This window comes from Thauera sp. SWB20, from assembly GCF_000831325.1.
Lineage (GTDB): Bacteria > Pseudomonadota > Gammaproteobacteria > Burkholderiales > Rhodocyclaceae > Thauera > Thauera aminoaromatica.
The window spans coordinates 1-22,126 of record NZ_JTDM01000019.1 but is presented as its reverse complement, the minus strand read 5'-3'; the positions used below and the strand labels follow the sequence as shown (position 1 = coordinate 22,126).

18 protein-coding genes and 1 pseudogene are annotated in these 22,126 nt (G+C 66.2%); 12 read left to right on the top strand and 7 right to left on the bottom strand.

Going from position 1 to position 22,126, the window contains the following annotated elements; genetic code table 11:
* Positions 1–81: 81 nt before the first annotated feature.
* Positions 82–828, bottom strand: coding sequence for a bifunctional NADP-dependent 3-hydroxy acid dehydrogenase/3-hydroxypropionate dehydrogenase YdfG (gene ydfG, locus PO78_RS11930; RefSeq protein ID WP_004302354.1), 747 nt, complete (start codon positions 826–828; stop codon positions 82–84).
* A 247-nt stretch (positions 829–1,075) separates the two neighbouring features.
* On the opposite strand from ydfG, the gene PO78_RS11925 reads away from it, so the two are divergent.
* The 8 genes from PO78_RS11925 (at position 1,076) to PO78_RS11890 (ending at position 9,561) form a co-directional block, all read left to right on the top strand.
* The gene (locus PO78_RS11925) at positions 1,076–2,083 is read left to right on the top strand and encodes a sulfate ABC transporter substrate-binding protein (RefSeq protein WP_004302351.1); all 1,008 of its coding nucleotides are present in this window, start codon (positions 1,076–1,078) and stop codon (positions 2,081–2,083) included.
* Positions 2,084–2,098: 15 nt separating this feature from the next.
* Positions 2,099–2,314 carry a TOBE domain-containing protein gene (locus PO78_RS11920; RefSeq protein ID WP_004302349.1) on the top strand — a complete coding sequence of 72 codons (216 nt, stop codon included), beginning with the start codon at positions 2,099–2,101 and terminating at the stop codon, positions 2,312–2,314.
* 7 nt (positions 2,315–2,321) lie between these two features.
* Positions 2,322–3,014, top strand: a complete 693-nt coding sequence (locus PO78_RS11915) for an RBBP9/YdeN family alpha/beta hydrolase (protein ID WP_043744003.1) — start codon at positions 2,322–2,324, stop codon at positions 3,012–3,014.
* An 88-nt stretch (positions 3,015–3,102) separates the two neighbouring features.
* Positions 3,103–4,203 (top strand): sigma-54 interaction domain-containing protein, encoded by a 1,101-nt coding sequence (locus tag PO78_RS11910; RefSeq protein WP_043744000.1) that lies wholly within the window; start codon positions 3,103–3,105, stop codon positions 4,201–4,203.
* A gap of 93 nt (positions 4,204–4,296) precedes the next feature.
* Complete coding sequence (locus tag PO78_RS11905; protein WP_043743997.1) at positions 4,297–5,505, top strand: acyl-CoA dehydrogenase family protein; 1,209 nt, start codon at positions 4,297–4,299, stop codon at positions 5,503–5,505.
* Positions 5,506–5,525: 20 nt separating this feature from the next.
* Positions 5,526–6,803, top strand: coding sequence for an acyl-CoA dehydrogenase family protein (locus PO78_RS11900; protein ID WP_043743994.1), 1,278 nt, complete (start codon positions 5,526–5,528; stop codon positions 6,801–6,803).
* Positions 6,804–6,859: 56 nt separating this feature from the next.
* A complete protein-coding gene (locus PO78_RS11895; RefSeq protein WP_043743990.1) occupies positions 6,860–8,245 on the top strand; it encodes an LLM class flavin-dependent oxidoreductase in 1,386 nt (461 codons plus the stop codon).
* Positions 8,242–9,561 carry an acyl-CoA dehydrogenase family protein gene (locus PO78_RS11890; RefSeq protein ID WP_043743988.1) on the top strand — a complete coding sequence of 440 codons (1,320 nt, stop codon included), beginning with the start codon at positions 8,242–8,244 and terminating at the stop codon, positions 9,559–9,561. The genes PO78_RS11895 and PO78_RS11890 overlap by 4 nt, the downstream gene beginning before the upstream one ends.
* A gap of 50 nt (positions 9,562–9,611) precedes the next feature.
* On the opposite strand, the gene PO78_RS11885 is transcribed toward PO78_RS11890, so the two are convergent.
* The 4 genes from PO78_RS11885 to PO78_RS11870 form a co-directional block, all read right to left on the bottom strand.
* Positions 9,612–12,638 carry a type I restriction endonuclease subunit R gene (locus PO78_RS11885; protein ID WP_043743986.1) on the bottom strand — a complete coding sequence of 1,009 codons (3,027 nt, stop codon included), beginning with the start codon at positions 12,636–12,638 and terminating at the stop codon, positions 9,612–9,614.
* A 52-nt stretch (positions 12,639–12,690) separates the two neighbouring features.
* Complete coding sequence (locus PO78_RS11880) at positions 12,691–13,824, bottom strand: Fic family protein (RefSeq protein ID WP_043743984.1); 1,134 nt, start codon at positions 13,822–13,824, stop codon at positions 12,691–12,693.
* Positions 13,821–15,014 (bottom strand): restriction endonuclease subunit S, encoded by a 1,194-nt coding sequence (locus PO78_RS11875; RefSeq protein ID WP_082047746.1) that lies wholly within the window; start codon positions 15,012–15,014, stop codon positions 13,821–13,823. Before PO78_RS11875 ends, PO78_RS11880 begins: the two co-directional genes overlap by 4 nt.
* Before the next feature lie 136 nt (positions 15,015–15,150).
* Positions 15,151–17,283 carry a type I restriction-modification system subunit M gene (locus tag PO78_RS11870; RefSeq protein WP_043743980.1) on the bottom strand — a complete coding sequence of 711 codons (2,133 nt, stop codon included), beginning with the start codon at positions 17,281–17,283 and terminating at the stop codon, positions 15,151–15,153.
* A gap of 375 nt (positions 17,284–17,658) precedes the next feature.
* Between PO78_RS11870 and PO78_RS22300 the strand changes: the two genes are divergently transcribed.
* Complete coding sequence (locus PO78_RS22300) at positions 17,659–17,820, top strand: hypothetical protein (RefSeq protein WP_231570703.1); 162 nt, start codon at positions 17,659–17,661, stop codon at positions 17,818–17,820.
* Positions 17,821–17,965: 145 nt separating this feature from the next.
* Here PO78_RS22300 and PO78_RS22890 read toward each other — a convergent pair.
* Both PO78_RS22890 and PO78_RS22885 read right to left on the bottom strand, forming a co-directional pair.
* Positions 17,966–18,097 (bottom strand): annotated as a pseudogene (locus PO78_RS22890) (IS5/IS1182 family transposase); the annotation flags it as partial.
* 127 nt (positions 18,098–18,224) lie between these two features.
* Positions 18,225–18,476 (bottom strand): hypothetical protein, encoded by a 252-nt coding sequence (locus PO78_RS22885; protein WP_156147809.1) that lies wholly within the window; start codon positions 18,474–18,476, stop codon positions 18,225–18,227.
* Between PO78_RS22885 and PO78_RS11865 the strand changes: the two genes are divergently transcribed.
* From PO78_RS11865 to PO78_RS11850, 3 genes are all read left to right on the top strand, one after another.
* Positions 18,475–18,906: a hypothetical protein gene (locus PO78_RS11865; RefSeq protein ID WP_197068771.1), complete on the top strand. Its 432-nt coding sequence runs from the start codon at positions 18,475–18,477 to the stop codon at positions 18,904–18,906. The two genes, PO78_RS22885 and PO78_RS11865, sit on opposite strands and share 2 nt — an antisense overlap.
* 64 nt (positions 18,907–18,970) lie before the next feature.
* A complete protein-coding gene (locus tag PO78_RS11855; RefSeq protein WP_156147781.1) occupies positions 18,971–20,062 on the top strand; it encodes a hypothetical protein in 1,092 nt (363 codons plus the stop codon).
* A 17-nt stretch (positions 20,063–20,079) separates the two neighbouring features.
* A partial coding sequence (locus PO78_RS11850; RefSeq protein ID WP_156147808.1) for a molybdopterin-dependent oxidoreductase occupies positions 20,080–22,126 on the top strand: 2,047 nt, incomplete at its 3' end.

Below are 22,126 nucleotides of genomic sequence, written 5' to 3'. Positions count from 1 at the left end.
CCCGACGTGGCGCCAGCGCGAGGGAGCGGCGACGGCGCCCTGCCCGCTCCGCTGCGGATGTGGTCGCACGCCGGCCAGGGCTCAGCCGCGATGCACCGACAAGCCGGCGAAGGACTGCGCCACCGGCATCAGCTCGATGGTGTTGATATTGACGTGCGCCGGCCGGGTGGCGATCCAGTACACCGAGTCGGCGATGTCCTCGGCGGTCAGCGGCTGCACGTCGGCATACACCTTGGCCGCCTTGTCGTCGTCGCCGTGGAAGCGCACGTTGGAGAACTCGGTACCGCCGCACAGCCCGGGCTCGATGTCGGTGACGCGCAGCGCGGTGCCGAGCAGGTCGGCGCGCAGGTTGAGGCTGAACTGGCGCACGAAGGCCTTGGTGGCGCCATAGACGTTGCCGCCAGCATAGGGCCAGCGTCCGGCCACCGAGCCGAGGTTGAAGATGTGGCCGCGGTTGCGCGCCACCATGCCGGGCAGGAAGGCGCGGGTGACCTGCACCAGGCCGGTGCAGTTGGTGTCGATCATGGTGTGCCAGTCTTCCAGCGAGGCTTTGTGCGCAGGTTCGAGGCCGAGCGCGAGGCCGGCGTTGTTGACCAGCACGTCCACCTCGGCGAAGCCGTCGGGCAGCACGCCCGGCACCGCGGCGACCGCATCGGCGTCGCGCACGTCGAGCTCGAGCGCCAGCAGCGCGTCGCCGAGTTCGGCGGCGAGCGCATCCAGGCGGTCCTTGCGGCGTGCGGTGGCGACGACGCGGTGGCCGCCCTTGACGAAGCTGCGCGCGATGGCGGCGCCGAAGCCGGCGGAGGCGCCGGTGACGAAGACGATCATTTGTGGAATTCCCCATGCGAAGGCGTGACAGGCCGCGCCGCGGTCGCGGGGCGGGCGAAAGAACGCGAGATGTTAGCGAACCCGGTCGTGGATTCCAAAGACGGGCCGCGCGCACAGGGTGCTCGTCGTGCGCGGGGTCGTCGCCTCCCGGCCGCCGAGCGAATAAGCAATCCGTTTTTTCTTGGTTCGGGTGAAGGCGCACGAAGGCTAAATTTTCGCCATCGCACTCACCCATCCGGAGAAAGAAATGAAGCTCGGCCCCCTTCGCAGCACCCTGCTCACCCTGGCGCTCGCCACCGGCCTCGCCGGCGTCGCCCACGCGCAGACCACCCTGCTCAACGTCTCCTACGACCCCACACGCGAGCTCTACCAGGACTTCAACCCCGAGTTCGCCAAGCACTGGAAAGCCCGCACCGGCGAGACCGTCACCATCAAGCAGTCCCACGGCGGCGCCGGGAAGCAGGCGCGCGCGGTGATCGACGGCCTCGAAGCCGACGTTGTCACGCTGGCCCTGGCCTACGACATCGACGCCATCGCCGAGCAGACGGGCAAGATCCCCGCCGACTGGCAGAAACGCCTGGCCAACAACAGCTCGCCCTACACATCGACCATCGTCTTCCTGGTACGCAAGGGCAACCCCAAGGGCATCAAGGACTGGGGCGACCTGGTCAAGCCGGGCGTCGAGGTCGTCACCCCCAACCCCAAGACCTCCGGCGGCGCGCGCTGGAACTACCTCGCCGCCTGGGCCTACGCGCTCAAGCAGCCGGGCGGCAACGAACAGACCGCGCAGGTCTTCGTCACCGAACTGATCAAGCACGTGCCGGTGCTGGATTCGGGCGCCCGCGGCGCCACCAACACCTTCGTCCAGCGCGGCATCGGCGACGTGCTGCTGGCGTGGGAGAACGAGGCCTTCCTGTCGATCAACGAACTCGGTCCGGACAAGTTCGAGATCGTCGTGCCCTCGATCTCGATCCGCGCCGAACCGCCGGTCACCGTCGTCGATGGCGTGGCGAAAAAACGCGGCACCGAGAAGCTCGCCCAGGCCTACCTCGAGTACCTGTACTCGCCGGTCGGGCAGAAGCTCGCCGCCAAGCACTATTACCGCCCGGTCAGGCCCGAACACGCCGACCCGGCCGACGTCGCCCGCTTCCCGAAAGTCGAGCTGATCACCATCGAGGACCTCGGCGGCTGGCAGGCGGCGCAGAAGAAGCACTTTGCCGACGGCGGGGTGTTCGACCAGATCTACGCCAAGTAAGCGAGGAGCACTGCGATGGCAATCCAGGCAATCAACGTCCGCAACCAGTTTCGCGGCCGGGTGAAGGAAATCATCCGTGGCGAGGTGGTCAGCGAAGTCGATGTGGAAACTTCCTCGGGCATCGTCACCTCGGTGATCACCACGCGCTCGGTCGACGAGCTCGGGCTCAAGCCCGGCTCCGAGGTCGTCGCGCTGGTGAAGTCCACCGAAGTGTCGATCGCCACGCTGTGAGGCCGTCATGCGCCAGACGGTGCTGATCGTCCCCGGCTACCGCGGCAGCGGCCCCGGGCACTGGCAGAGCTGGCTCGAGGGCGAACTGCCCGAGGCCCGGCGCGTCGGCGGCATCGACTGGGACACCCCGCTGCTCGCGCGCTGGGCAGGCGAGGTACGGCGCGAGATCGACGCCTCGGCCGGTGCGGTGTGGATCGTTGCGCACAGCTTCGGCTGCCTCGCCAGCGTGGTGGCCGCGGTGGATCGGCCGCAGAAGGTTGCAGGCCTGCTGCTGGTGGCGCCCGCCGATCCGGAGCGCTTCGAACTCCTCGGCGTGCGCGAGGACCCACAGCGCAGCGCCGGGGTCGGCCGCTTCCTGCCGCAATCCGGCCTCCCCTGTCCCAGCTTCATGGTCGTCAGCCGCAGCGACCCGTGGCTGAGCCAGGACGTGGCGCATGAATGGGCCGAGCGCTGGGGAAGCAGGCTGATCGATGCGGGCGATGCAGGACACATCAATGTCGAGTCCGGTCACGGGCCCTGGCCGCTCGCTCCGAGCCTGTTGCAGCAACTCCGCGACAGCGCGGGCGACCTCCCGCTCGGGATGATCACGCCGGACCAGCGAGCGCCGTTGCGCGGCCGCAGCAGCGCCTTGGCCCGGCTGCGGCACCAGACGCGACGCTTCCTGAGCCTGCGCAGAACGACCATGCCGAGCACGCCCTGACCGCTGCGCTTTCCCCACTGCAACACGAGCGCCGCTCTTGATCCGCTGCCAGGAGTGCCGCGGCGTCGCCCCCGCACAGGAGTGCAACATGCCCGAATCGAACACCGCCAAGCTGCTGACCTTGCCCAACGCCGGGCAAGGCGCGCTCTCCATCCGCGCCAAGGCGTTGATCTTCCATGACGCCAAATCGCTGCGCCTGCTGCGCCAGGTGGAGCTCATCGCGCCGACCGAAGCCAACGTGCTGATCATCGGCGAGACCGGCACCGGCAAGGAGCTGGTGGCGCGCCACATTCACGCGCAGAGCGGACGCAGCGGCCCCTTCGTGGCGGTCAATTGCGGCGCGTTCAGCGACAACCTGGTCGAGGCCGAGCTGTTCGGCCACGAGGCCGGCGCCTTCACCGGCGCCCAGCAGGCGCGCGCCGGCTGGTTCGAGGCGGCCAACGGCGGCACGCTGTTCCTCGACGAGGTCGGCGACCTGCCGCTGGCGATGCAGGTCAAGCTGCTGCGCGTGCTGCAGGAGCGCCAGGTGGTGCGGCTGGGCTCGCGCAAGCCGATCCCGGTGGATGTACGCCTGGTGGCGGCGACCAACGTCAATCTGGAGAAGGCGGTGCAGGCCGGGCATTTCCGCCTCGACCTCTACTACCGGCTCAACGTCGCGCCGGTGGAGCTGCCACCGCTGCGCGAGCGCCCGGGCGACATCCTGCCGCTGGTCGAGTACTTCATCGACTTCTACCGCCAGCGCCTCGACATCCCGACACCGCGCCTGAGCCAGGAAGCTGCCGCGGAACTGGTGGCCTACCACTGGCCGGGCAACATCCGCGAACTGGAGAACGTCGTCCACTTCGCGCTGATCGTGTGCCAGAACGGCGTCGTCAATCCCGGCGACCTGCGCCTGCCCGGCTTCGCGCTGTCGCCTCCCGGTGCGACGCCCGATCCCGGCGGCAGCCACGCAGACGGCTTCGCCACCGTGCGCGCGGGCCTGCGCCGGCTGCTGGATGAAGACACGCCCGAGGTCTACAAGCGCATCGAGCAACTGCTATTCACGACCGCCTTCGAGTACTGCCGCGAGAACCAGGTCCGCACCGCAAAGCAGCTCGGCATCTCGCGCAACATCCTGCGCACCCAGCTCAAGCGCTTCGGCCTCATCGGCGACACCGCCGCCGACGCCCTGGCCGCGGCCGACGCCTGAATGTCGTCACCCATGTCCGCCCCGCTTTCCGCCCCCGTTCCAGTCCCCTCCCCGCTCGAACCGACCTGTCCGCTGGCAAAGGAACCATCCCCCATGAGTCTGAGCGACGCCCATACCCTCGAACCGAATACCGTAAGCGCGGAATCCCCCGCCGCCATCGCCGCACGCCTGGCCGCACGCTTCGCCGAAACCGCCGCCGCGCGCGACCTCGCCGGGGGCACGCCGAAGGCCGAGCGCGACCTGCTGCGCGCGAGCGGTCTCCTGAAGCTGAGCATTCCGAGCGCATACGGCGGCCTAGGCGCGAGCTGGGCCGAGACGCTGTCCGTCGTACGCCAGCTGGCGCGAGCCGACAGCTCGGTCGCGCATGTGTTCGCCTTCCACCACCTGCAACTGGCCTCGGTACGCCTGTTCGGCAGCCCGGAGCAGTGGCAGCCCTGGCTGCTCGACACGGTGACGCAGGGCTGGTTCTGGGGCAACGCGCTCAACCCGCTCGACAAGCGCACCGTCGCCACCCGCGTGGCCGGCGGGCGCGAGTTTTCGGGGCGCAAGAGCTTCTGCTCCGGCGCGCTCGACTCAGACATGCTGCTGGCCTCGGCGGTCGAGGACAGCGCCGAGGGCAAGCTGATCATCGCCGCGCTCCCCACCCGCCGCGCCGGCATCACCCTGCTGGAGGACTGGGACAACATGGGCCAGCGCCAGACCGACAGCGGCAGTGCGCTGTTCGAGCGCGTGGCGGTGGCCGAGGACGAGATCCTGTCCCGGCCCGGGCCGCTGTCCTCGCCCCACGCCTGCCTGCGCCCGCTGCTCGCGCAGCTCATCTTCGTGAACATCTTCCTCGGCATTGCCGAAGGCGCACTCGCCGAAGCGCGCCACTACACCCGCAACGAGGCACGCCTGTGGTCGGCCTCGCCCGCCGCCCACGTCAGCGAAGACCCCTATGTGCTCGCCCACTACGGCGAGTTCTGGGTCGCGCTCGAATCGACCCGCGCGCTCGCCGACCGCGCCGCTGCGCGTTTCGACGCCGCCTGGGACACACGGCTCGCGCTCAGCGCGGAAGGCCGCGGCGAGGTCGCGCTCGCCGTCGCCACCGCCAAGGTCGCCGCCACCCGTGGCGGGCTGGATCTCACCAGCCGCATCTTCGAGGTCACCGGCGCGCGCTCCACCACCGCCGCGCTGCGCCTCGACCGCTTCTGGCGCAACCTGCGCGTGCACACCCTGCACGACCCGGTGGATTACAAGGTGCGCGAACTCGGCGACTGGGCGCTCAACGGCCACTACCCGAAGCCTTCCTTCTATTCCTGAGCAGCCGCGGAGCAAAGCCCATGCCCATCGAAGATCCGACCCTGCGCAACGCGCGCGACGCCGAACTCGTCACCTACGCCAATGACATTGCTGCCGCGATCCGGCCGACGGCAGCGCGCTACGACCGGACGGGCGAATTCCCGTTCGAGCACTTCGAGATCCTGAGGCACAAGGGCGCGCTCGGCCTCACCGTCCCCGAGGAATACGGCGGCCGGGGGCTGTCGCTGTACGAGACGCTGCTGGTGCAGGAGCGCATCGCCGGCGCCAGCGGCGCGACCGCGCTCGCGCTCGGCTGGCACCTGATGACCTTCTTCGGCCTCAGCACCACGCGCGCCTGGGACGAGGCCGTGTTCGAGCGTGTGTGCCGCGATGCGGTCGAGCGCGGCGAGCTGATCAATGTCTTCGCCACCGAACGCGATGCCGGCAACGTCGTGCGCGGCTTCAAGCCCACCACCGTCGCCCGCCGCCACGGCGACGGCTACCTCATCTCGGGGCGCAAGGCCTTCTCCACGCTGGCGCCCGCAGTGAACCACTTCACCGTGCTAGCCCATATCGAGGACGACGACCAGACGGCCGAGTTCCTGGTGCGCAAGTCCGCACGCGTGCGCATCGTCGAAACCTGGGATTCGCTGGGCATGCGCAGCACCGGCAGTCACGACGTCGAGCTCGACGACGTGGAAGTGCCCGCGGACGCCCTGCTGGTCCGCCTCGAGAAGGGCAAGCCGAGCCGCTTCATGGCCTGCAGCGGCGCCTACTCGCTGCAGTTGCCGGCGATCTATCTCGGTATCGCCATCGCCGCGCGCGACTTCATCCTCGACTTCGCCGACAGCCGCTTCGCGCCCAGCCTCGGCAGCGTGATCCTGGACGCGCCGCAGGTGCAGCACAAGATCGGCGAGATCGAGATCCTGATCGGCGTGTCGAAATCGCTGCTGTACGGCCTGGCCGAGCGCTGGGACCGCCACGACGACCTCAAGGACAAGCTCGGCAGCGAGGTCGCGATCACCAAGTACGCGGTGACCAACAACGCCATCCGCATCGTCGAACTCGCGATGCAGATCGCCGGCGGCCACGCGCTGTCGCGCGACCTGCCGCTGGAGCGCCACTTCCGCGACGTGCAATGCGGCCTCTACAACCCGCCGCACAACGACATGGTCATCGATCGCGTCGCCAAGGAGGCGATCGCGCGTCAGCGCGCAGACCGCACCCCGAGCGCCGTCATCCCGATCACGCCCACCCCGCAAGGCCCAGACCGGACCGCCCACACAGCCACGACACGCAGCAGCGAAGCCATCGCTTGAACGACGCCCGCCCGTTGCCACCTCTCCGCCCTCCATCCCTCGGAACAGGACACCCCATGCCCGCCCTCGCCTTCAACGCCTTCGTCATGAACACCGCCTCCCACATCCAGCACGGACAGTGGCGGCACCCCGATGCCCGACAGGTCGATTTCAACGATGTGAACCTTTGGGTCGACCTCGCCCGCACGCTCGAGCGCGGCCTGTTCGACGCCATCTTCTTCGCCGACGTGGTCGGCCTCTACGGCCCGCTCGGCGGCGACTACGAGGTCAATGCCCGGGAGGGACTGCAGATCCCGAGCAACGACCCGTCGGTGCTGCTGTCGGCCCTGGCGGTCAACACCGAGCACCTCGGGCTCGCCTTCACCAGTTCGGTGCTGCAGGCCCACCCCTTCGACTTCGCGCGCAAGGTATCGACGCTGGATCACATCTCGCGCGGACGGGTGGCGTGGAACATCGTCACCACGCATCTTGAGAACGCCGCGCGCAACTTCGGCCAGGACCAGCTCACCCCGCACGACGAGCGCTACGCCTGGGCGGCGGAATACGTCGATGTCGTCTACAAGCTGTGGGAAGGCTCGTGGGACGAGGGCGCGCTGCTGATCGACCGCGCGCGCGGCGTGTTCGCAGACCACAACAAGATCCACAAGATCCACCACGTCGGCCCACGTTACCGGGTGGAAGGGCCGCACCTGAGCGCGCCCTCGCCGCAGCGCACGCCGCTGCTGTTCCAGGCCGGCTCATCGGGCGCCGGACGCCAGTTTGCCGCGGCCAATGCCGAAGGCCAGTTCATCGTCACCCCCAATCCCACGGTGGCTGCGGAGCTGATCCGCGACACCCGCCGCCTCGCGGTGGCCACCGGCCGCCGCGCCGAAGACATCAAGTTCTTCCAGGGCCTGAGCTTCATCATCGGCAGCACCGAGGCCGAAGTGCGGCACAAGGAAGCGGAATACGACGAGTACGCCAGCCTCGACGGCTTCCTCGCCCACCACAACTACGCGGTCGACCGCTACGGCAAGCCCTACCCGGCCGACACCCCGCTGGCGGCGATCCAGTCCGAGGCCAGCCAGAGCATCCTCGACTGGTACGCGAAGAGCTCGCCGGGCACCGAACCGACCGTGGCCGACCTCGGCCGCCTGGCCTCGCGCCGCGGCCGTGTCGCCGGCACGCCGGAGCAGATCGCCGACCAGCTCGAGCTGTGGCAGCAGGCCGGCGTCGACGGCATCAACGTCATCAACTGGCACCTGCCCGGCTCCTACGAGGAGTTCAACGAACACCTGCTGCCGGTGCTGCAGCAGCGCGGCCTCGCCAAGCGCGAGTACCGCCCCGGCACCCTGCGCCAGAAGCTGTTCGGCAGCGACCGCATCAACGAGCGCCATCCGGCCGCCCGCTATCGCGGCGCCTTCACCCCCAAGACCGAAACCCGCAATGTGGAGTTCGCATGAACGCACGACAGTCCGGCCTGCCCCATCCCTTCATCAGAACGAAGCCCGGCGCTGAAGCGGTGGCCTCTGCGACATCCGCCGCAACCGCACCCGCCGCCCCCGCACCGGCGTTCGAGACCCTGGCCGCGCGCTTCCGCCCCATCTTCGCCCGCATCGCCGAGCGCGCCGCCGAACGCGAGCACGACCGCGAGCTGCCCTTCGACGCCGTCGGCTGGCTGCGCGAGGCCCGCTTCGGCGCCCTGCGCGTACCGGTGGAACACGGCGGTTTCGGCGCCTCGGTCGAGCAGTTCTTCGCACTGCTCATCGAGCTCGCCGAAGCCGACTCGAACCTGCCCAACATCCTCCGCGCCCATTTCGGCCAGATCGAGCGCCTGTACGCCGAGATCGACCCCGCCCTCCATGCCCCCTGGCTGGAGCGCGCCGCCGCGGGCGAGATTTTCGGCAACGCCACCACCGAGATCGGTGACGGCGCGCTCGGCCAGCCGGCGACGCGGATCACCCGCCAGCACGGCGCGCTGCGCCTGAACGGCACCAAGTACTACAGCAGCGGCTCGCTGTACGCCGACTGGATCGCGGTGAGCGCGCAACTGCAGGAGGAGGGCGTGGCGGGCGGCGCCGAGCAGCCCGTCATCGCTCTGGTGCGGGCGGACGCCCCCGGCGTGGAGCGCATCGACGACTGGAAGGGCTTTGGCCAGCGCCTGACCGGCTCGGGCACCACCCGCCTCACCGACGTCGAGGTCGACCCCGCCTCGATCTGGCCTTGCGCGCGCAGCGGGCCGACGTCGATGACCGCCTTCTTCCAGCTCGTCCATCTGGCCACGCTGACCGGCATCGCCCGTGCCATCGAGCGCGACGCCTGCGCCTACGTACGCCCGCGCAAGCGCGTGTTCAGCCACGGCGGCGGCACCACCCCGCGCGAAGACCCGCTCATCCAGCAGGTCGTCGGCCAGCTCGCCAGTACCGCCTACCTGGCCGGCGCCACCGTCGGCGCAGTGGCCGCCAGGCTCGGGGACATCGACCGCCTGCGCCGGCGCGGCGAAGCCGTCCCCGAAAGCCTGCTGGTGGACGTCGAGCTGAGCGCGGCAAAGGCCCAGGTCGGCCTGGTCGACGCCGTGCTGACCTCGACCACGCGACTGTTCGACGTCGGCGGCGCCTCGGCGGTGCAGGAAGACCGGCGGCTAGACCGCCACTGGCGCAACGCGCGCACGCTGGCCTCGCACAACCCGGTGATCTTCAAGGCGCGGGTGGTGGGCGACCACGCGATCAACGGCACCGCGCCCGGGTTCTACTGGACGGTGGGGGCGGCGACGGGGTGAGGCGAAGGCCCGAGATGTCGTCGTGGGTTTGTTGCGCAATCCGGGCGGCGTCAGCTGACCCGCCTTCTTGCCGCAGACAGCCGATCGTAGACCTGGCCTCCCAGCCATTTCGACACCAGCGCCTGCATCTCCGGCTTGGCCATGTAATCTGTGAACAGCTCCTCGTTCAACTCCATGCGCTCGATGAACAGCGACTCCAGCACCTGCCTGAACACGAGCTGGAACTTGTCGAGGGAATTGACCTCGGCCGCCCTCTGCAACGACTCGTTCAAGCTCGCCGCCTCAGCGATCTGGTCGAAGAATAACTGGTCCGCTTCGTTGAGCTCGCCGCCGAAGCGCTGGTTGATGATGTCGATCAGGCGGGAGAGCGAAACATGCTCCTCGCGCACCATGCCCGAGCCCACCTCGCGCGGGCCGTCCAGCGGTTTGGCATAACCCTCGTCGAGGCTGATCGAGCCTTCGCTGATCTTCTGCAGGCGGTAGTAGTCGAGCTCGACCTCTTCGTCGAACTGGTAGCCGGGCCCGCTCTTGCGCTTGGGCAGCTTCAGCGCGAGGTGGCGCAGGTAGGTGAACAGCTTTTCCAGATCGCTGTCCTGATACGGAATCACCTGGCTCAGAAAGCCGTACAGATTGCGGAAGGCCTGCAGCTTGCCGCGCCACAGTTCGGCTTCCTCCTCCTCCGTGTTCTGCAACTGCACGAAGCGCGCGACCGCCTGGTCGAGGATCGCGTTCATCGCCTTGTGGTCGCCGGGGCTCTGGCGGCGCTTGGGCGCGAAGAACACCCGCGAAAAATCGCTCACTTCGGTCTGACGGTAGATGCCCGAGGCATCGAGCTCGGCCTTGACCGCGTAGAGCTTGTCGGGATCGACCTCCTCGCCCATCACCGCGCCTTCGTAGTACTGGCGGAAGGCCTCCTGGATCTCGCCCGGCTCATTGACGAAGTCGAGCACGAAGGTGTCGTCCTTGAGGGGATGGGTGCGGTTCAGGCGCGACAGCGTCTGCACCGCCTGAATGCCCGCCAGGCGCTTGTCCACATACATCGTGTGCAGCAGCGGCTGATCGAAGCCGGTCTGGTATTTCTCGGCCACCAGCAACACGCGGAAATCCGGCTTGGCGAAGGTTTCCGGCAAGGCCTTTTCCTTGAGGCCGCCGTTCATCTCCACCTCGGTATAGGTCTTCTCGGCAATCCTGTCGTCCTCAACGCTGCCCGAGAACGCGACCAGGCTCTTGATCGGGTAGCCCTTTTCCTGGATGTAGCGATCGAATTCCTGCTTGTAGCGCACCGCCTCCAGCCGCGAGCCGGTCACCACCATCGCCTTCGCGTGGCCGCCGATCTTGTGCCGAGTGAAGTGCTGGAAGTGTTCGACCATCACCTCGGTCTTTTGGCCGATGTTGTGCGGGTGCAGGCGCATGAAGCGGGCCAGCGCCTTGGCCGCCTTCTTGCGTTCGACGTTGGGGTCGTCCTCGGCCTTCTTGATCAGCTTGTAATAGGTCTTGTAGGTGACGTAGCTCTTCAGCACGTCCTCGATGAAGCCTTCCTCGATGGCCTGGCGCATGGTGTAGCGGTGGAAGGGCTCGCCCTTGCGGCCGAAGATCGCCAGCGTCTTATGCTTGGGCGTGGCGGTGAAGGCGAAGAAGCTCATGTTCGGCTGCTGACCGCGCTTGGCCATGGAACGGAACAGGCGCTCGAGCTCAAGCTCGCCTTCGTCCTCCGCCATCTCCTGCGCCTTGCGGCGCAACTCGGCGCCACCCAGCACGCCCTTCAACTCCGTCGCCGTCTCACCCGACTGCGAGCTGTGCGCCTCGTCGATGATTACCGCGTACCTGCGCGTGGGCAGATGGCTCTTGCTGCCCTCGCCACGTTCCTCGGCAAGCTTCATCAACTGCCCGGATACGAAGGGAAACTTCTGCAGCGTGGTGATGATGATCGACACGCCCGCTTCCAGCGCCTCGGCGAGCTGGCGCGAATCCTCGTCGATCTTCTGCACCACGCCCTGGCGGTGGTCGAACTGGTAGATGGTGTTCTGCAACTGGCGGTCCAGCACCACGCGGTCGGTGATGACCACTACGCTGTCGAACAGCCGTTCGTCGCGTTCGTTGTGCAGACTGGACAGCCGATGCGCCAGCCAGGCAATGGTGTTGCTCTTGCCGCTGCCGGCCGAATGCTCGACCAGATAGTTATGGCCCACGCCCTCGCTGGCGGCCGCCGCCACCATCTGGCGCACCGCCTGCAACTGGTGGTAGCGCGGAAAGATCAGGCTTTCCTTGCGCAGCTTCTTGCCGTCGTCGGTGGTCTTCTCTTCGACATCGAGATGCAGGAAGCGCGCGAGCAGGTCGAGCAGGCTATCGCGCTGCAGCACCTCTTCCCACACGTAGGCCGTCTTGTAGTTGCGCCCCTCAGGGTGGGGCGGGTTGCCGGCGCCGCCGTCCGCGCCGCGGTTGAAGGGCAGAAAGTAGGTCGATGAACCGGCCAGGCGCGTGGCCATGTGCGCCTCCTCGGTATCCACCGCGAAATGCACCAGCGCACGCCTGGAGAACACGAAGATCGGCTCGCGCGGGTCGCGATCGTGGCGGTACTGGTGGATGGCGTTGGCGGCGGTCTGGCCGCTGAGCGGGTTCTTCAGTTCCAGCGTCACCAGCGGGATGCCGTTCACCGACAGCACCACATCCAGCGACTTTTCCGACTTCGGGCTGAAGTGCAGTTGGCGGGTGAGCCCCAGCCGGTTGGCCCGATAGCGCGCCTCGAGTTCCGGGTTCAGGCCGTGTGCCGGGCGGAAGAAGGCGATGCGCAAGGTCTTGCCGAAACACTTGAAGCCGTGGCGCAGCGTGGCCAGCGCGCCATGGGTGTCGAGCCACTTGCACAGCGACTCGAGCACTCGCAGGCCGGTCTGCTCGCCGTGCAGCGCCTCCAGCTTGTCCCACACCTTGCCCTGGGTGGCGCGGATGAAGGCCAGCGCCTCGTCGGGGAAGATCGCGCGCTCGCGGTCGAAGGCGTTGCTGTCCACCCGCGCGTAGCCCCCGGCGAGCAAGACCGACTCGATGGCGGTCTCGAAAGCGGCTTCGCTGGTGGTCTTCATCGCTCGTTTCCTTTAGCAGCGCGAGGTATTGGTTAAATATTCAGCGCTAACTTTAACTTGTGAACAGCTTAAGGTAACGGTCAAAGGCATACACCCTGCCTCGCTGCTGGCCGGTGATCTCCACCAGCACGTGGCGCTCGATCAGCGCCTTGATCAGCGTATTGGCCGTGGGTGTGGACACGCCCAGCTCCCGCTCCAGGTCGGCCGCGGCCACGATGGGGCGCCGGTACAGCAGGTTCAGCGCATCGCGGGCCATGCCCGCGCGGCGGCCCATGTCCAGCGCCGCGTGCTCCACTTCGGTGCGCAGCGACAGGATCTGCCGAAAGGTGTCGCGCCCCTTGACCGCGGTCTGCGTCACTCCATTCAGGAAAAACCGCACCCAGTGAATCAGGTCGTTGCTGGTGCGCACCCGCATCAGCGCGTCGTAATAGCTGGCCCGGTTGCGCTCGAAAAAATCCGAAAGGTACAGCGAGGGCTTGGCCAGCAGCCCGTGGCTGATGAGGTAGAGCGGAATCATCAGCCGCCCGATTCGGCCATTGCCGTCCAGAAAGGGGTGAATGGTCTCGAACTGGTAGTGGCTGATGGCGACGCGCACCAGGTGCGGTACCACCACCGCTTCGTTGTGCCAGAACTTCTCCAGGTCGCCCATCAGCTCGGGCACGCCCTCATGGTGCGGCGGCACGAAGGCCGCATCGGCCAGACTGGAGCCGCCGATCCAGTTCTGGCTGGCGCGGAATTCGCCCGGCAGCTTGTGCTCGCCCCGCACCCCGCGCATCAGCGTGGCGTGGGTCTGCTTCAGCAACCGGTTGGACAAGGGCAGGCGCTGCAACTCGTCAATGGCCAGGTTGACCGCATCGATGTAGTTGCGCACCTCACGCCAGTCGTCGCGCTTCTCGGGCCGGATCTGGTCTTCGGACATCAAGGCCTCGTCAATGGCCGTTTGCGTGCCCTCGATCTTGCTGGAGGTCTGCGCCTCCTTGACCACGTGCATTTCGATGAACAGATCGATGTCGGGAACGATCAGCGAAAACGCGTTCAGCTCCCCCAGCGCCTGGGTGGCCTGCTCCAGCAAGGCGTTGATCGTGGCGTCTTCCCAGGTCCACTCGTGGTTGACCGGCACCGGCTCGAAGCTCTTGTACTGGTAGCGCGGCTGCCAGCGGCCTGCCTGGAAGGTTTCGAATTTCATCGCGTCATGGCCTCCAGCGAGAGCTGGCCGGTGACGGCGGCGGTGATGAGGGCTGCGCGGCGTTCCTTGGCTAGCGCGATCGACAACTGCAAGCTATCGCGCAGAGCACTCACCCTGTATTGATCCGTTTCGATCGAGCGGACAATCTCGAGTTGCTCATCGTGCGGCGGGACGGGTAGCCGCATCTCAAAGAAGTTCTCCGGATACAAGCGCAAGCGAGACGACCAGACGCCCTTTGACCAGCGGTTCACCTCGGCCACGAAGGGCCGCGAGCGGCACAGCAGATCGACATACTCGGGCAGCAATTCGCCTTTCGAGGTGTAGACGTGGTAGTCGGGGCTGACGATACCTTCCAAAGGGCTGATGCCCATGGCACCCATCCACGCCCATAGGGTGTTGATCGCAAGATCGCCCCGCATACACCGCTTGTAACCTGCCTTGTCATCGGCCTCGAACATATAGACGTCCTTCTCGGAGCGCGAGGTAACGCCGGTTATGTGCGAAACGGTGAGCAGTTCCTCTGTTCCATCGTCGGAACGTTCATCCCGAACGGTAAAAAGGTTCTTGGCGCGCTCCACATGCCAATGCGCCGGAATCTCGCCCAGCCATTCCTGGCCGGAGGGTTTGAGCGGGGCGTCAGGGTCGAGGCCGCGGGTGACGACGCGGCTGATGAGGGCAGCGCGCTTTTCTTCGAGCAGCGCCAGCATGCGCTCCTTGGCGGCAATCAGCCGGTCGATGCGGGCGGTTTCGCGGTCGAGGTAGGCGGCGATGACTTCCTGCTCGAACTCTGGGGGAACAGGAATTGGAAGGTTCTCGATGACCTCGACGCTGATCCCGGGCTGTGCGGCCGACTGCGAGTACTGGTTCAAATCCATCGACCGCAATACTTCACCAAGCCAGCGCACCACATGACCCTCGCGCACATGCACAACCACAGCATGCTCCGACGCCCAGAACTTTCCAGACGCATAGTTGATGTTCCCGCAGAGCGCGCCTTGGCGGCCGATGAGTGGGTACTCACCTTCATGGGTGTGGCTCGAGGTGTAACCACGCACCCCATTCCCACCGTAAACTGGGTACTCGCCCGAGTCGGAAATGTCGTTGGAGGTAATACTTTCCCCGCTTCTCAGTGAGGCCACGTGTTTCAGTTTCTGGCACGTCCAGTGAGCGGGATAGCGGATGGAAGTCACTCTACCTCCTCCGGCGGTTCCTCATCGCCATCGTGCGAAGGCGACAAACGCGCAGCCATGGCCTTGGTGGTCGCTGCGGATTGTGGGGGCACCGTCCCCACAATCTGGGAGACGTCTCCCGAATCCGCCTGCGCCGTCACTCCGTCACCTCCCGCAGCAAGTCCAGGATCTCCTTCTCGACCTCCGCCAGCTCGGCGTCGATCTCGTGCAGCGGGCGCGGTGGCTGGTACTGGAAGAACACGCGGTTGAAGTTGATCTCGTAGCCGACCTTGCCGATGCCGCCGTCCTGCTCGTCCAGCGTCTCGCGGTCGATCCAGGCGTCGGTCACGTAGGGGCGCACCTCGCGCAGCACGTAGCCGACGATGTCCTCCTTCACCGGGATGTTCTCCGCGTCCTTCAGCGCCGGATCGGGTTCGTAATCGATGTGCTTACCCTTGCCATCGGCGTACAGACCCAAAAGCGCGTACAGCTCGGCCTTCGTGACGTCAGCGGATAAGGCCTGGCCGGGGAACAGCGCGGCGAGGTCGAGCGGCTCGACCTTGTGGTGCCTGGCGATGACCGGCGCGGCCTCGGGGTCCACGGTGGTGAAGCAGTCGCGGAAGATCTTCTTCTGCGCCGTGCCCTTCGCGCCCTTGGCCCAGCCCTCGACCTCATCGGGCAAGTCCATGAACACCTGCTGTACGGCGTCCCAGGCCTGGTTCCAGTCCAGCAGCGGCTCGTCGCCGAGCGCGTCGCGCACCGCCTGCAGGGCGTCGAACAGTTCGGGGCAGGCATTCAGAAAGCGCTCGCGCGCATCCTGGGTGATCTGGAAGCGCAGGCGCAGCGGGCGCAGCACGGTGATGCGGCGGTAGCCGAAGTCGGTGTTGTCGAACACGCGGCTGGTCTCGCCGTCAGCCATGCCGCCGTGCTCGCGGGTGACGGCATCGAGGGCAGCCTGATCGAGGTAGCGGCGCTTGTCGCCCAGGCTGCGCTTCATCGGCGTGTAGCGCGCGCGGGCGTCGATGAGCTGGATCCTGCCCTTGCGTTGGGCGGCCTTGCGGTTGCTGACCACCCAGATGAAGGTGCCGATCCCAGTGTTGTAGAACATCTGCTCGGGCAGGGCGACGATGGCTTCGAGCATGTCGCGCTCGATGATCCAGCGCCGGATGTCGCTCTCGCCGCTGCCGGCCCCGCCGGTAAAAAGCGGCGAGCCGTTGAAGACGACGGCCGCACGCGAACCCGGCAGGTCCTTGTTGCCGGGCGCGTAGTCGGCGAACTTGCTGATCATGTGCAGCAGGAAGAGCAAGGCGCCATCGTTGATCCGGGGCAGCTTGCCGCTGTAGCCGCGGAAGTCGGTCCAGCGGTCGATCACCTTCTTTTCGGCCTTCCAGTCCACACCAAAGGGCGGATTGGCGAGCAGGTAGTCGAACGAGCGCATGTCCGCAAAGCGATCGTCGATCAGGGTGTTGCCGAGCTCGACGCGGCTGTCGCGCTGGCCCTTGATCAGCAGGTCGGAGGCGGCGACCGCATACGAGCGCGGGTTGTAGTCCTGCCCATACACCTTGACCGTGGCCTGCTCGTTGTGGGCGCGAATCCAGTTCTGCGCCTCGGCCAGCATGCCGCCGGTGCCGCAGGCCGGATCGCAGATGGTGACGATGACGCCGGCCTGGGTGAGCACGCTGGTGTCGGGCTCCAGCAGCAGGTTGACCATGAGCTGGATGACTTCGCGCGGGGTGAAGTGGTCGCCGGCGGTTTCATTGGCGGCTTCGTTGAAGCGCCGGATCAGGTCCTCGAACACCAGGCCCATGGTGATGTTGTCGACCGTGCGCGGATGCAGGTCGATTTCGGCGAACCGGGCGACCACCTGGTAGAGACGGTTGGACTCCTCGAGCTTCTCGATCTCCTTGTCGAACTCGAAGCGTTCGAAGATCCGGCGGACGTTCTCGGAGAACCCGTCGATGTAGTCGGCCAGATGGCGGCCGATGTTCTCCGGGTCGCCCTTGAGCTTGTGGAAATCGAGCTGGCTGTGGTTGTGAAAGCCCAGCGGGTTGCCCTGCTCATCCTTGGCCAGGTTGTTGAGGATGGCGTCGATGTTGGCGATCTTCTTCGCGCTCAGTTCGGCGTGGCGCTTGAGCACAGCGTCCTTGCTGGGCGCCAGCACGGCGTCGAAGCGGCGCAGCACGGTCAGCGGCAGCATCACGCGCTCGTACTGCGGCGGGCGGTAGGGGCCACGCAGCAGATCGGCGACGGACCAGATGAAGTTGGCGAGTTGTTGAAAGCTGGCGCTCATGCATGCGTCCTGGAATGCGAGTGGTTCGGGTGCGCGGCGATGGCCGCACGGGCGCACCGAATCGTCGGGAGTCTACCCGGACCGCTCCCAAACGGTCATCGCATCGGCGACTTCGATCGGGCATGTAGCCAATCCGCGAATCGGCGGGTCACCTGGATCGGGTGAAACCACGCGCTGGCCCGCCCCCGTCCTGCTGCTGCCGATGGTGCACTGCAACCACAAACGCGCTGAAATCCGGACAGCCGCCACACCTCTGCAAAAACTCAAGCGCCTGTTTTAAAGCACCTTTTCTTCTGGCATCGCTCTTGCTCCATGGGCTTCAGGTTGATCTGCACGCAGTCAGTCCTTTTACCGATCCCCATCCAGGAGCCCACCATGAGCAAGAACAACGCATTCCCCCGCACCGCCGCCAAGTGGCTGAAGACCTTCGCCGTCGCCGCCCTTGCGACCTCCACGATCGGCCTCGCCCAGGCCGCCACCGACAAGCCGCTCAAGCTCGGCACCACCGCGGCCTTCGTGCCGGCGCTAGCAGCGTGATGCAAAAGCCAGCGGTACCGCGCCAGCACTGAGGTTCAGGTCGAATTTCATCGTGACATTGTTTTCCGGAATCACCTTCGCATCGCGTTCGAATTGTCTTCGTGGCTGCAACGGCGACCACGAAGGCCCGTTTGCGCACCTGCGCTCATGCCTTCACCTCCGAAACGCTCAATTTCGCGATTCGAAGCAGGTTGTATGCGGCACCGGAAAGGAAGGCCGCCATCTGGGTCTTCGCCTGGCCGCTGAAACGGGTCTTTCGCAATCCGCCGACCTTTTTGGATGCTCGACACGGTCATTGCGCTCCAGCGTGCCCTCAATGCGAGCGCCGCTCTCGATCTCGACCGTCTGGTACTTGACGTTGCCTGCAATTCTTGCAGGTTTATTTTCTTATGAAAAACAATGGCTTATTCGATGTTCTCGATATGAGCCTGCAATCTTGTCAGGTTTTTCCCTGTGGCCGAAGTCCAGATGAGTAAAGAAAGTCCCGTAAAAACAGATTGATAGCTCTTGGGGCCGTTCTGGCCCAGGAGTTGCTGAGTGCTGATCACCTGCATCCTCGGATGCCAGGCAACAAGCAAGCATTCAATCAACGTTGATATGGGTATCGCCATGAAAAAACTGATCGTTGTTGCCGCGAGCGCGCTGACCCTTGCCATGGCCGGCTCCGTCTTCGCCCAGCAGCAGGGCATGGGTGGCATGTCGGGCATGGGTGGCATGGGTGGCATGTCGGGTATGGGTGGCATGGGTGGCATGTCGGGTATGGGTGGCATGGGCGGCATGTCGGGCATGGGTGGCATGGGCGGCATGTCGGGCATGGGCGGCATGGCCGGTATGGGTGGCATGGGCGGCATGTCCGGCATGGGTGGCATGTCCGGCATGGGCGGCACGACCGTAATCATCAACATCCCCGCCGGTATGGCTGGCATGGGCGGCATGTCGGGCATGTCCGGTATGGGCGGCATGTCGGGCATGGGCGGCATGTCGGGGATGGGTGGCATGTCGGGGATGGGTGGCATGTCCGGTATGGGTGGCATGTCGGGCATGGGTGGCATGTCGGGCATGGCGGCCGACGCACCCAAGAAGTAAGCGGGACTGTTTGCCCTAGCTGGGCACGGGAAGGGGGCCGCCCCCCTTCCTCCCTTATTGGAGAGTGCCGGAGATGCGTCTTCCTGTTTTGATCCTTCTTCTTGCTGGCATCAACGCCGCGATGGCGGACGCGCCGGCTTATCCCGTTGCAGGCCTGCAACCTGATGCCAGGCCAGCAGGCGCACCAGTGATCCACCAGCACACGACCAGCGAGGCGGCAAAGACCCGTCTGCAGCGCGGAATCGTGCTGCCTGCACCGGCCACTCTGGCCGTCATGCGCGATCAGGAGGCCTGGTACACGCCCTTCGACCAACCGGGAATGCTCGGCTATTACGATCTGCGCGGCTGGCATGCCGCTGCACCAAAGAAGACCGCGGCGAAGAAGTCCGCCAAGCCCGGCGGCTCCGCCGAGCGGCCTGGCGAACACATGCGCGCAACGTACAGCCCGCTGCACTTCAAGCCGGCGATCGAGACGGCCACCGATGCACAGTGCCTCGCCTGCCATGCTGACGTCCTCGAGGACAAGCCGCTGGCGCGGAGTCCGGCCGGTGTCGCGGCCAAGGGCAGCCTAGCGTGGTACCAACAGGTTTCCACCTACCAGGGCGAACAGGACAGTTTCCACCGTCGTCACCTGGTCACGCCGCTGGCCAAGCAGCTGATGGATCTGAAATGTACGACCTGCCATCAGGGTCATGACCCGCGTGACGAGGCCCCGGGCACGTCGGCGAACACCGCAGCGCAGGGAAGCGGCGACTTCACCCTGCGCAAGGCCGTCAATACCGAGGCAATCTGCCTGAAGTGTCATGGCCAGCCCACCGACTACACGATCATGGGGCTGCCCGGGCCTTGGCACGAGGTGCGCATCGACATGCAGAACGACTGCCTCGCCTGTCACGTGGCCTTCCGTACCAATCGGCACCAGGTCAATTACCTCAAGCCCGCCGCGATCGAGGCCGCAGCCGAGGCCGGACGCGAGCACATGGCCGGCGGTGATGTGTGCTTTGGCTGTCACGGCGGCAGGCCCTGGTACCGCATCGCCTATCCGTTTGCACGTAACGCCTGGCCCGGCATGGCGGACGAGGTGCCCGAATGGGCCAAGGATCGCCCGACGCGGTCGGAAGCACGCTTCCTGATCGACAAACCAGCGGCCAAATGACAGCACGGGAACTCGCCATGAACAAGGACACACTCGCCGCGCCGATCAACCCGGCGCGCCGCGACTTCCTCAAGACCACCGCGGCGGGCGCCGCCGCGGCCGCCGCCAGCAGCTTCGTGGAACTGGCAAGCACGGGCAAGGAGGCTTCGGCCTTCGCTTACGAGCCCTACTACACCGACGACCAGCTCACCACCATGGTGACCAGCTGCGCGCACAACTGCGGCTCCCGCCACATGCTGGTCGCGCACAAGAAAGGAGACGTGATCGTTCGCCTGTCGTCCGATGACGGCCGCTACCAGGCAGGCGGCGCCTTTGGTTTCGAGACCGAGGCGGTGCCGCAGCTGCGCGCCTGCTTGCGCGGACGCTCCTACCGCGCGCGGCTCTACTCCGCCGAGCGCCTGCTCTACCCGATGGTGCGCGTGGGCGAACGCGGGGAGGGCCGCTTCAAGCGCGTGTCGTGGGACGAAGCGCTCGACCGCATCGCCAAGAAGATGATCGAGCTGAAGGACACCTACGGACCGACGGCCATCCTCGACCAGTCCTATGCCGGAGCCTCCTACGGTGTCCTGCACAAATCGGATCAGATCGAGGGCTTGCTGGCACGTTTCCTCGGGATGTTCGGTTGCCGAACCAGCTCCTGGTCCGTGCCAAGCTACCAGGGCACAACCTTCTCCAGCCGCACCACGTTCGGCACCATCGAGGACGGCAACGAGGACGACGCCTTCGCGCACTCGAAGCTCATCATCATGTGGGGCTGGAACCCGGCCTACACCTTCCACGGCGGCAACACGTTCCACTACATGCGGCTGGCCAAGCAGCGCGGCTGCAAGTTCGTCGTGGTCGACCCCCAGTACACGGATTCGGCGTCGGCCTATGACGCCTGGTGGATTCCCATCCGCCCCAATACCGACGCGGCGATGCTGGCCGCGATGGCGCACTACACCTTTGTCAATGAGCTGCAGGACCAGGCCTTCATCAACCGTTTCTGCCTGGGCGTGGACGCGGGCACGATGCCGGACTGGGCGCGCGGGCACGAGAACTTCAAGGACTACATCCTCGGCACCTACGACGGGCAGCCGAAGACGCCGGAGTGGGCTGCCGAGATCTGCGGCGTGGCGGCAGACGACATCCGCAAGCTTGCCGACATGTACGCCCGCACCAAGCCGGCGGCGCTGAAGGCCTCGTGGTCACCCGGGCGCAACGCCTACGGCGAGCAGTACAACCGCATGGCGGCGGCCCTGCAGGCAATGACCGGCAACATCGGCATCCTCGGCGGCTGTGCGGAAGGCGTCGGCAAGGGCTGGCACGCGGAAGCGGTGGCCTACCCCTATGACGAGTACGCCAACGTGTGGTCGGCTTCCATCAAGTCCGACCGCTGGGCGCATTGCGTACTCAACTACCCCGACGTGCGGCGCGAGGAGATCGGCCTGTGGCCGCGCGCTGACCAGTTCGACGGCGTCATCCCGAACATCAAGGCGATCTGGTGGCATGGCTCGGACTGGTTCAATCAGCTGACCAACATCAACAAGGAAATCGAAGCCATCCGCAAGCTCGAGCTGGTGGTATGCGCCGACTCCACGATCACGCCCTCGGGGCTGTGGGCCGACATCCTGCTGCCGGTGGCCACGCACTTCGAACGCCACGATGTCGCCTTGCCTTGGTACAAGGGGCACTACTACATCCATCGGCCCAAGGTCATCGCCCCGCTCGGCGAGTCCAAGAGCGACTTCCAGATCTTCACCGAGCTCGCCTATCGCCTCGAGGCCCTCGACCCGGCCCGACTGTCAGGTTTCGGCAAGCGCTACAACCCCAAGGCCGACCGCAGCTACTTCGAGAACGACGATCCGGTAGACGAGGCCTATCTGGTGGACTGGTGGCACCGGGTGCAATCGCACCAAGGGGTCACGATGAGCTGGGAAGAATTCAAGCAGCGCGGGGTATACAAGTTCGAATTCGCGCAACCGCACGTAGCGTTCCGCGACCAGATCGAAAAAGGGGTGCCGTTCAACACCCCGTCGGGGCGGATCGAGATCTTCTCCACCACGCTGGCCCAGGTCAGCGACT